The organism is Robinsoniella sp. RHS (assembly GCF_001029355.1).
GTDB classification, from domain to species: Bacteria; Bacillota; Clostridia; order Lachnospirales; family Lachnospiraceae; genus Robinsoniella; species Robinsoniella peoriensis.
Genome location: NZ_JNGB01000029.1, coordinates 43,425 through 52,912, shown reverse-complemented (window position 1 = coordinate 52,912; position 9,488 = coordinate 43,425). Strand labels below are relative to the sequence as shown.

Genomic DNA, 9,488 nt, shown 5'->3' with positions numbered 1-9,488 from the left:
GGGGCCCCGGGGTTGTGGCATGCTGTACGCTATTGGCATAGAACACTTAAAAMCMATTAAACCAGCTGGATGTTATCACACTGAACTGCCGTAACACACTCTGCTGCATCCAAAAACGAACAGACCGTCACAACCCAAGGGTCTCCACCAGGCTGAGAAAACCAGCTTTGTATCAACAAATGCTATCTCGGAAAGATGGGTGTGGGAAACTGGTATGGACGTAGGAAGCGTAGAGCAGAGCTGAGTATTTTACTTACCTTTCCGAATCGTTTTTTGGCGGATAGTATTCGACTGGCTCCCATCGGATACTAAGCGGGTACTGAACCGAGAAATGCATCAGGATTTCTCGGTGAATGCCCGCGTGCCGCCAAAAAGCGCTTCGGAAAGGTTAGAAAATACCAGTTCTGCGGCCAGCTGACGGAGCCCATGCCAGTTTCCCACACCCATCTTTCCGTACACTACCTACATCTACAAAGCGTCCTTCCTCAGCTAAACCCAAATTTAAGCTGAAATTGTACGCTCTGGAATCGGGCAAAAGAAAGAATGATGTATTAGTAATGAATTATATAAAGTAGCAAACCGACGCCTACGACATATCTTAATTATAAAGGTATGTCAGAGGAGATTTTTATGGCTAAAATTATTTTAGATGCCGGACATGGTGGTACGGACACCGGTGTGATTTACAATGGCCGTCAGGAAAAAGACGATGCATTAAAGCTTGCAAATGCAGTGGGAGTACTATTGGAAGAAAAGGGAATAGAGGTGGTATATACTCGTTCTGAAGATGTATACAGAACACCGATAGAAAGGGCATCTATTGCAAACGATGAACAGGCGGATTACTATATTTCCCTGCACCGAAACTCCAGTCCGGTGGAAAATCAGTACTCTGGTGTGGAATCCTTAATTTATGATGATTCCGGCACAAAAGCGGATATGGCAGATGATATCAATGGAGAACTGGAAGAGGTCGGATTCAAAAATCAGGGAGTAAAAGTCCGTCCGGGGCTGGTTGTGTTAAAAAGGACAAAGATGCCTGCTGTCTGGGTAGAAGTAGGTTTTATGAATAGTGACGAGGACAATCTGATATTTGACAGCCGGTTTGATGATATCGCTCAGGCGATCGTAAATGGAATTATGGAGTCTCTGGACGAAGCTTCGTCGCAGCCTACTTATTATCGTGTGCAGACCGGAACTTTTAGAAGAAAAGATAATGCGGAAAGACTGTTGGAACAGTTGCAAAGCCAGGGCTTCCCAGCATTTATTATTAATGAAGACGGTTATTATAAAGTTCAGGTTGGTGCATTTGAGTTACTGGATAATGCAATTCGCATGGAGGCTACACTTCGCAGGTATGGTTATCCGACTTTTTTAACCACGTAAGGAAATATGAATGGCAGCCGGGACTGATGAGAGGCATAAAATCATACAAATTAGAATAATTATGTTGAGGGGTATTTTCTCCGCTATGGTATTTACGGAACCATGGCGGAGATTTTTTCTGTAAAAAAAGATCATTTATAGTACATGATTTTCATTAGGAATCATATGTATTAACAATATAAGTTTCGAATTCTGCAAAAATGTATGTCTGATGGTTGTTGACGGCTGCAGAACTTAGAAATATAAGAAGGGGTGTATGCATGTATTTTTCACGGGATGCATTATACCAATTTATAGTTGAAAAGTCGAAAAACAAAGTAATGGCAGCCGGTATTCTGTCTGCCAGCGTCTGTATTGTAACTGGTATTTATCTGGGGATTGGTGCTTACTTTTCTTCTCACTTTATTTTCTGTTCATCGATTAATGGAATTGAATGCGGTAAAATGACGGTTGAAGAAGCAGAAAATGAAATGGCAGAAAATCTGCTGGATTATCGGCTGGAGTTGATTGAGCGGGGTGGGGTTATTGAGGTGATTACAGGAAGACAGCTTGGGCTTACATATATTCAGTCGGGGCAGGTTGGACAGATTTTAGAAAATCAAAATGCATTTTCCTGGGGAATATCTCTGGGGAAAAATAAAAATTACAGCGTTGTTCTTCCGGTTGAATATGAAGAAGGTGTGTTAAATGACCTTATAGATGGACTGGATTGTTTCGCACCGGGCAAAATCATAGAGCCCCGGGATGCAGTCATTGTTGAAAAAGATTACGGATTTGAGATACAGCAGGAAATCCTTGGAACTACTTTAAACCGGGAACGTTTTAGAAAAGCGGTTGAAAATGCAATAGCTACCGGAAAATCATCCATTGATCTGGATAAATCCGGGATATACGAATCACCTTCCGTACTTCACACAGACAGGAGTCTTCAGTCAGAAGTAGCACAGTTGAATGAACTGACCACTGCGGATATAACCTTTGATTTTACTGACCAGAAAAAAGAGGTGAACCGCAGTGTTATCCGTGAAATGCTTACTAAAGATACGGATGGCAACTATTTTCTAGATGAAAATAAGGTGGGGGAATGGGTTTGCCAGTTAGCATATGAAACGGATACCTTCGGGCTTTCCCGTCAGTTTAAAAAACACGATGGAAAAACTATAACACTTCCCAGAGGAGGGGATTATGGCTGGTGTATTGACCGGCCCGCAACAACCAAAAAATTATATGAGGCAGTTAAAAATGGTATTTCGGGAAATATGGAACCTGCCTATTTGTATACCGCAAAAGACAGATCCAAAAATGATATCGGGAATACCTATGTTGAAATCTGTATTTCTCAGCAAAGAATGTGGTTTTATAAGGACGGAAAAGAATTGGTCGATACGCCGGTTGTCACCGGTAACCCGAATAAAGGAAATGCAACCCCTTCGAATCATGTATGGGCAATTGACGGAGTCATTCACGGACAGATATTAAGAGGCGAAGACTATGCCCAACCTGTGACATACTGGATGCCTTTTAATGGAAATGTAGGGATTCATGATGCAGGTTCTTTTCGTTCGGCGTTTGGGTATGATATCTATTTATGGAACGGATCTCACGGTTGTATAAATACACCGGATAAAGCGGCGGCTGTTATATTTAATAATGTAGAGCGGGGAACACCGGTAGTTGTGTATGATTAAGGAAATTGGGTATCATATTTCATAGGGCACAATTGGAGACTATGCTGTAGTATCAGTCAACCTGGAAACAAAGAATAGTAATATGAATATCGTATATTTCAATCCAGATTGAGAAACCTATAGGAAGCGATAAAATTTAAAATTGTTTCTTAATATTATGCATGGGAATCGTTTTTGCAATAATTCAAAATATACCTAAAATTCTTATATTTCTTAAAATTATCGAAAAGTACTTTCTCTAATATGCATAAAATGATATGATAGTAGAAAGCATACTACTAGAGCGTGTATGAAATTCATTCCAGCCATCTGCACGCCCCGCTTTGCGGCATATTTGCCCCGAATTCAGGTTACGTAGCCCGCTACGCGCCTTTCATTCGGGACAAATCTCCAACAAACTGTGACGCGCAGCTGTCAGAAAGCAATTTTCAGACACGCTCTAGAGTGATTAATGAGGGATGAAAATGAAAGAAGAAAAAAGGGAAGAGCTTGAAAATGAGAAAGTCACTGGGGTTGGGAAAGATGCTGAAAACCATATAAATAAAGAGTCCCAGGATAAAACCCCGGATGTTCAGGAGAATAGTGCTGACATAAGTGACAAAGAAAAGCAAGAAGAGAATGCAGAAGAAAAGCAGGAAGAAAATGTTAATGGGCAGGTTAAAGAAAAGCAGGATATAAATGTTGAAGAAAAGCAAGAAATAAAGCAAAATGAAGAGGTAGTACAAGAAGTTAAATATGAAGTTGAACATGAAGAAAAAGGAGATACAGAAAATAAAGCAAAAGATGAAGCAAAAGATGAAGCAAAAGATGAAGCAAAAGATGAAGTAAAAGATGATGTAAAAGATGATGTAAAAGATGATGTAAAAGATGAAGTAAAAGATGATGAAAAAGATGATGTAAAAGATGATGTAAAAGATGATGAAAAAGATGATGTAAAAGATAAAGCAAAAGATAAGGCAAAAGATGATGTAAAAGATGAAGCAAAAGATGAGGCAAAAGATGAAGTAAATCAAGAAGTAAAACAAGAGCAGAAGGATCAGTTAAATGGAGAACTAAAAGAAGAGCAGAAGGATCAGCCAAATGGAGAATCTTTAGAAAAACTTAAAGAGACACAAGATCCAGAGCGAAATGAAGAGACAGGAAATGCCGAAGCACATAGTACCATTGAAAGTAATGAACATGATCCAATAGAAGAAAGTGAAGATGCATCCCGACAGGGAAAAAAAGGCCGGCTATGGAAAAAATTGCTGATTGGTTTCGGATGTTTTCTGCTATTGTGTGTCTTAGGTGTATATATCGGCGGTGCTGTTTACTTCCAGGATAAATTCTTTTTCAATACCAAAGTAAATGGTATTGATGTATCTAAACAGACTGTTGAAATGGTTGATAATTCTATTGCAAATAAAATCCATAAATATACCATTACACTTTCCGAAAGAGGGAAGGTAAAAGAGAAGATAACTGCAGATCAGATAGGATATCACTATGTGTCTAAAGGAGAAGTACAAGGTTTTAAAGACCAGCAAAACCCGTATACCTGGCCAAGAGCGTTATGGGAGAATTACCGCTATAAATTCGATTCCAGTACCACTTATGATGAAAAAAAACTTGCAAAAACTCTGAAATCACTGGAATGTATGAATGAAAAAAATATAGTGGCACCTAAAGATGCATTTATGAAATTTGGCGAAACCACTTATGAAATTGAACCGGAAGTAGAAGGCAACAAGGTTGATTACGATAAAATGGTTTCACTGGTGAAAAATTTGATTGAGCATGGAGAAAAGAAGGCGTCACTGGAAAAGAATGACTGTTATGTGCAGCCGGCAGTCCGATCTGATAATGAGCATTTGAATATGCTGATGAATAATCTTAATCAATACTGCAGAACAAGCATTACGTTTGCATTTGGTGAGAAGAGAGAAGTTCTGGATGGCAAAACCATCAAAGACTGGGTATCACATGATGAGGCGGGTACGGTCACCTTTGATGAAGAACAGGTACGTAATTATGTTGCTATGCTGGCTGATAAATACGACACCTATGACAGACCAAGGGAATTTAAAACCAATGACGGCTCAATGGTTACGGTTAAAGGCGGAAGCTATGGGTGGATGATTGATCAGGAGCAGGAGATCGTAGACTTAACCAAGTTAATCCAGCTTGGAGCCGTTCAGGAAAGAACACCTGCTTTTGCACGGACAGCGGTCAGTTTTGATAACAGTGATCTGGGGCAGGACTATGTGGAAATTGATTTGACAAGGCAGCATCTGTGGATGTATATTGGTGGTCAGGTGGCAGTTTCCAGTGACTTTGTATCAGGAAGCATGGTAAAGGCAGGATGTGCCACGCCTGGCGGTACCTATACGCTGTATTATAAGAAATCCCCGGATGTATTAAGAAGCGATAAACCCGGAGACAGCTATGCTACACCGGTGACTTATTGGATGCCATTTAACGGCGGTATCGGGCTTCATGATGCCAACTGGCGTGGAAGCTTCGGGGGAAATATCTATCAATACAATGGATCCCACGGCTGTATTAATCTGCCAACCGATGCTGCAAGACAGATTTATGAACAGATTTATAAGGGTTTTCCAATTATCTGTTACTATCGATAAAGAATAGGATGTAAAGAATATGCAATATGAAAATATGGAAAAGGGAATCTTTTTAGACAGACCGAACCGTTTTATTGCGAATGTAGAAATCAGGGGCGTTAAAGAAGTCTGCCATGTGAAGAACACAGGTCGGTGCAGGGAGCTTTTAACGCCCCATGCCAGTGTGTACGTTCAAAAAAGCAATAATCCGAACCGAAAAACGAAATATGATTTGATTGGAGTAATAAAAGGCGATATAATGATCAATATGGATTCTCAGGCGCCGAATAAAGTAGTTCAGGAATGGATACAGGAAAGTAATTATTTCAAGAATGTTACTTATATCAAACCGGAAATGAAATATGGTAAATCTAGATTTGACTTTTATGTGGAGGCAGATGGAAAGAAGATTTATATGGAAGTAAAAGGTGTCACGTTAGAAGAAAATGGCACAGCGAGATTTCCGGATGCACCTACTCAGCGTGGAGTGAAGCACATCATGGAGCTGATAGGCTGTTTAGAAGAAGGTTATGAGGCATATATCTTTTTTGTTATTCAGATGAAACAGATAAATGAATTCCGGCCTAACGATCTTACTCACCCGGAATTTGGTGATGCACTTCGGCTGGCGAAAAAAGCAGGTGTACATATACTGGCATACGACAGTATTGTAACAGAGGACAGCATAAAAATTGATAAAGAGATTACCGTTATTTTATAATAAATATTAGGAGAATATATGTTAAATGAAATCGTGGAGCCGCTGCTTATGTGGTTCCGGGCAAATGCCAGGGTACTTCCCTGGCGGGAAGATAAGGCAGCATATCGGATCTGGGTTTCAGAGATTATGCTGCAGCAAACCAGAGTTGAGGCAGTGAAGCCGTTTTTTGAACGATTTACAAAGGCATTGCCGGATGTACATGCATTAGCGGTTTGTGAGGAAGATAAACTGCTAAAATTATGGGAAGGCCTGGGGTATTATAACCGGGTAAGGAATATGCAGATTGCTGCAAAAACCATAGTAGAAGAGTTTGACGGACAGCTTCCGGCGGATTATGAAGCATTACTGTCCTTAAAAGGAATTGGAAACTATACAGCTGGTGCAGTTGCGTCCATTGCTTATAATGTTCCGGTTCCGGCAGTAGACGGGAATGTATTGCGGGTGATCTCCCGGGTGTTGGCAAGTGAAGAAGATATTATGAAACAATCTGTGCGTAAGAAGATGGAAGAGGATATAAAAGCCATCATGCCAAAAGACTGCCCCGGTGATTTTAACCAGGCATTAATGGAACTTGGGGCCACTGTCTGTGTACCGAACGGTATGGCAAAATGCGATATCTGCCCCCTGGCATCAATTTGCAAAGCAAAAGCATTGGATATCGTCATGGAATTGCCGAAGAAAACAAAACAAAAGCCAAGGCGTATCGAAGAAAAAACGGTGCTGGTAATAAAAGACGGGGATAAAGCGGCGATTAGAAAAAGGCCTAAAAAGGGACTTTTGGCAGGCCTGTATGAATTGCCTAACCTGGAAGGGCATTTGACAGCAGATGAAGTGCTGGAGTATATAAAAGAGCGTCAGCTTGCACCTATACGGATCAGGCAGCTCAGAGAGTCTAAGCATATATTCAGTCATGTGGAATGGAGAATGACAGGATATGTAATTCAGGTTGAAGAACTGGAAAATGCTAAAGATACGGGAATGCTGTTTGTAGAGCCCTGGAAAACCCAGGAAGAATATCCAATACCGGCAGCTTTTGGCGCATATGCGGATTATCTGCAAATTAAACTAGGACAGGAAAAATACGAAGTATAGGGGAAAATAACATGAAATTATTATCAATTGCAATTCCATGCTACAATGCGCAGGAGTATATGAGAAAATGTATCGAATCTCTGCTGGTGGGTGGAGAAGATGTGGAAATTCTGGTAGTGGATGATGGTTCCAAAGATAATACTGCAGAGATTGCAGATGAATACGAAAGAGAATACCCTACCATAGTGAAAGCAATCCATCAGGAAAACGGCGGTCATGGAGAAGCTGTAAATGCCGGACTTAGAAATGCCACCGGTATCTATTTTAAAGTAGTAGACAGCGATGACTGGGTAGATCCCGATGCATATCTGACCATTCTTGGTAAAATAGCAGATATGATAGGTGGTCCCAATACCGTGGATATGTTTATCAGTAACTTTATTTACGATAAAGTCGGGGTACGCAGAAAAAAAGTAATGCAGTATCGTTCTGCATTTCCGCAAAATGAAATTTTTACCTGGGATGAAGTGCACAAGCTCCGAAAGGGCCATTATATCCTGATGCATTCTGTAATCTACAGAACCCAGCTTCTGAAAGCTTGTGGACTGGAATTGCCGAAGCATACTTTTTACGTAGACAACCTGTTTGTATTTCAGCCTCTGCCTTATGTAAAAAATATGTATTATCTGGATGTAAATTTCTACCATTATTTTATTGGAAGAGATGATCAGTCTGTAAATGAAGAAGTTATGATCCGCAGGATTGACCAGCAGATCCGGGTAAATAAAATTATGATTGATACAATGGCTTCGGCTAAAGTTTCAAATAAGAAGCTTCGTAAATATATGCTGAATTATCTTGATATTATTATGACAGTGTCTTCGATTATGCTGATACGTTCAGAAACAGATGAAAACTTTGAAAAGAAGAAAGAACTTTGGTCATATTTAAAGAAAGTAGACCGGGGACTTTATATAAAGATACGTACAGGTCTGCTTGGACGTACGGTTAATCTACCGGGCAAAAGCGGAAGGAATGTATCTGTAGCCGCATATAAATTAACCAGAAAGTTTTTTGGATTTAATTAAAGAGAAAGCTCTCCCTTATCCAAAAATAGAGAAAGCTCCCCCTTATCCTCGGATAAAGGAGAGCTTTTTTGATTCAAAAGAGATTTCAAGATCAGATCGGAAATCAAAAGATTCTCCGTCAGCATGGACGGCGAGAGGTACTTCCGTCTGTATACGCGCCTGGTGGCAGTGGAAAATATGTACACCTTTTGCTCCGGTATGTTTTCCCAAAAACGCTGTAGGGAGCAGTAATAATACCTTTAGCTTGGACATTTTTTCTATAACGCAGATATCCAGGATATCATCCGATGCATCCGCTTTTGGACAGAACTTAAATCCGCCCCCTTCATACGGAGTGTTCATAGCTGTAATAAAATATGCATTTTTATAGAAATGTTTCCTTTTATCATCCATTGTCAGTGTCATGGAAGCCGGTTTTAAGAGGAACAGCTGCTTTAATGCAATCCCAACATAGGTCAGTTTACCAAGTTTAACTTTGTTCAAAGCTTTTTTTAAGGTGGAGTGCAGGGCTTCGTGGCAGACTGCTGCATCGAAACCAATACCGGTACTGACGATAAAGTTCCTGCATTCCTGTTTGCTTTGATTGACACCAATGCTGACCTTTTGAATTCTGGTTGGATGCAGAACTGCATTCAAGGCATCCAGGGGATTCGAAGGAAGACGCAGGCCTCTTGCAAGGTCGTTACTGGAACCGGTTGGAATATAACCAAACACGATGGAGTCCAGATTTTTAAGCCCGTTGATTACTTCATTTGCGGTTCCGTCTCCGCCCACAGCAGTAATCGTACAAGGATTTTTCGTAGTAGATATTAGTTCAGCCAGACGAAGGGCATGGTTTTTCTTTTTGGTAAAATAGACGGTGTATTTAATTTTACGCTCTCTCAATTCCTTCTCCAGCATATTCCAGATCTTTCGGCCTTTACCGGAACTGGATTTTGGATTTACAATAAAATAATACATAATAGTTCCCCCA

Annotated in this window: 10 protein-coding genes; 7 read left to right on the top strand and 3 right to left on the bottom strand. The window is 40.4% G+C overall.

What is annotated here, in order from left to right:
- Nucleotides 1-336: 336 nt before the first annotated feature.
- Nucleotides 337-459 (bottom strand): hypothetical protein, encoded by a 123-nt coding sequence (locus tag RHS_RS31065; RefSeq protein ID WP_255348072.1) that lies wholly within the window; start codon nt 457-459, stop codon nt 337-339.
- Nucleotides 460-630: 171 nt separating this feature from the next.
- Here RHS_RS31065 and RHS_RS14390 point away from each other — a divergent pair, with 171 nt between their 5' ends.
- Together RHS_RS14390 and RHS_RS14385 are read left to right on the top strand one after the other, a co-directional pair.
- Nucleotides 631-1,386, top strand: coding sequence for an N-acetylmuramoyl-L-alanine amidase (locus RHS_RS14390; RefSeq protein ID WP_047833568.1), 756 nt, complete (start codon nt 631-633; stop codon nt 1,384-1,386).
- A 260-nt stretch (nt 1,387-1,646) separates the two neighbouring features.
- A complete protein-coding gene (locus tag RHS_RS14385; protein ID WP_044289479.1) occupies nt 1,647-3,074 on the top strand; it encodes a L,D-transpeptidase family protein in 1,428 nt (475 codons plus the stop codon).
- Between the two features lie 219 nt (nt 3,075-3,293).
- Here the strand turns inward: RHS_RS14385 and RHS_RS31060 are convergent, their stop codons facing one another.
- The gene (locus tag RHS_RS31060; RefSeq protein WP_377147116.1) at nt 3,294-3,419 is read right to left on the bottom strand and encodes a DUF6783 domain-containing protein; all 126 of its coding nucleotides are present in this window, start codon (nt 3,417-3,419) and stop codon (nt 3,294-3,296) included.
- Between RHS_RS31060 and RHS_RS31055 the strand changes: the two genes are divergently transcribed.
- The 5 genes from RHS_RS31055 to RHS_RS14365 are packed head-to-tail and all read left to right on the top strand — an operon-like array spanning nt 3,360 to nt 8,515.
- Nucleotides 3,360-3,536 (top strand): DUF6783 domain-containing protein, encoded by a 177-nt coding sequence (locus RHS_RS31055; protein WP_334291673.1) that lies wholly within the window; start codon nt 3,360-3,362, stop codon nt 3,534-3,536. The two genes, RHS_RS31060 and RHS_RS31055, sit on opposite strands and share 60 nt — an antisense overlap.
- A 2-nt stretch (nt 3,537-3,538) precedes the next feature.
- A complete protein-coding gene (locus RHS_RS14380; protein ID WP_395022442.1) occupies nt 3,539-5,695 on the top strand; it encodes a L,D-transpeptidase family protein in 2,157 nt (718 codons plus the stop codon).
- A 19-nt stretch (nt 5,696-5,714) separates the two neighbouring features.
- Complete coding sequence (gene sfsA, locus RHS_RS14375; protein ID WP_044295782.1) at nt 5,715-6,395, top strand: DNA/RNA nuclease SfsA; 681 nt, start codon at nt 5,715-5,717, stop codon at nt 6,393-6,395.
- A gap of 18 nt (nt 6,396-6,413) precedes the next feature.
- Entirely contained in the window at nt 6,414-7,487 is a 1,074-nt protein-coding gene (gene mutY / locus RHS_RS14370) for an A/G-specific adenine glycosylase (protein WP_395022440.1), read from the top strand.
- Between the two features lie 11 nt (nt 7,488-7,498).
- Complete coding sequence (locus tag RHS_RS14365; protein WP_027294835.1) at nt 7,499-8,515, top strand: glycosyltransferase family 2 protein; 1,017 nt, start codon at nt 7,499-7,501, stop codon at nt 8,513-8,515.
- A 42-nt stretch (nt 8,516-8,557) separates the two neighbouring features.
- Here the strand turns inward: RHS_RS14365 and RHS_RS14360 are convergent, their stop codons facing one another.
- Nucleotides 8,558-9,475 (bottom strand): diacylglycerol kinase family protein, encoded by a 918-nt coding sequence (locus RHS_RS14360; protein WP_044289476.1) that lies wholly within the window; start codon nt 9,473-9,475, stop codon nt 8,558-8,560.
- Between the last annotated feature and the right edge of the window lie 13 nt (nt 9,476-9,488).

Excerpts from the sequence above, each read along its gene's own strand:
- RHS_RS14365 (WP_027294835.1), top strand. The coding sequence starts at position 7,499 with ATGAAATTATTATCAATTGCAATTCCATGCTACAATGCGCAGGAGTAT.
- RHS_RS14380 (WP_395022442.1), top strand. The coding sequence starts at position 3,539 with ATGAAAGAAGAAAAAAGGGAAGAGCTTGAAAATGAGAAAGTCACTGGG.
- sfsA (WP_044295782.1), top strand. The coding sequence starts at position 5,715 with ATGCAATATGAAAATATGGAAAAGGGAATCTTTTTAGACAGACCGAAC.
- RHS_RS14360 (WP_044289476.1), bottom strand. The coding sequence starts at position 9,475 with ATGTATTATTTTATTGTAAATCCAAAATCCAGTTCCGGTAAAGGCCGA.
- mutY (WP_395022440.1), top strand. The coding sequence starts at position 6,414 with ATGTTAAATGAAATCGTGGAGCCGCTGCTTATGTGGTTCCGGGCAAAT.
- RHS_RS14390 (WP_047833568.1), top strand. The coding sequence starts at position 631 with ATGGCTAAAATTATTTTAGATGCCGGACATGGTGGTACGGACACCGGT.
- RHS_RS14385 (WP_044289479.1), top strand. The coding sequence starts at position 1,647 with ATGTATTTTTCACGGGATGCATTATACCAATTTATAGTTGAAAAGTCG.